This window comes from Acidisphaera rubrifaciens HS-AP3, assembly GCF_000964365.1.
GTDB classification, from domain to species: domain Bacteria; phylum Pseudomonadota; class Alphaproteobacteria; order Acetobacterales; family Acetobacteraceae; genus Acidisphaera; species Acidisphaera rubrifaciens.
Genome location: NZ_BANB01001062.1, coordinates 1 through 473 on the forward strand (window position 1 = coordinate 1; position 473 = coordinate 473).

1 protein-coding gene is annotated in these 473 nt (G+C 74.4%); it reads right to left on the reverse strand.

The features are described from left to right. Positions 1–386 (reverse strand): YgdI/YgdR family lipoprotein (locus B8460_RS23180; protein ID WP_206742667.1); only part of this gene is annotated, 386 nt, incomplete at its 3' end. Between the last annotated feature and the right edge of the window lie 87 nt (positions 387–473).

Consider the following 473-nt stretch of genomic DNA (forward strand, 5'->3'; position numbering starts at 1 on the left):
GGATGGCCACAATCGGCATCGACGGGGGTGCGCGTGCCGACCTTCAGTCGAACGGCACCTGGCGAGGGCATGGCAGCGACCGTCCAGGTCCGGCCGCCATCGGCCGAGGAAATCGTGGCTGCCGCCGGCGCCGGTCCGGACTGCCGGACGGCGGTTTCAAGGCGGCACGGCTCCGCCGTGGTCGGGGGCAGCGCCGGCGTGTTGTCACAGACGACGGTCCAATCTTCCTGCCCCGCTCCCTCGCCGCGATGGACGGCATGATGGCCGTGGCGGGCGGCGCGCTGGGCATAGGTACGGCCCCGGTCCGTGGCGGCGGTGTGCGTGGCGCAGCCCGCCAGCAGCAGAACCCCGCCGGCCGCAGCCCTTGCCATCAACGTCCGAACCATCGGTGCGCCTCTCCTGCCGGGGCCAACGCAGCACGGCCGCCCCGCGTTCCGCCGCTGGCCGCGCCGCCGTTCAGCCGCCGATCGCCG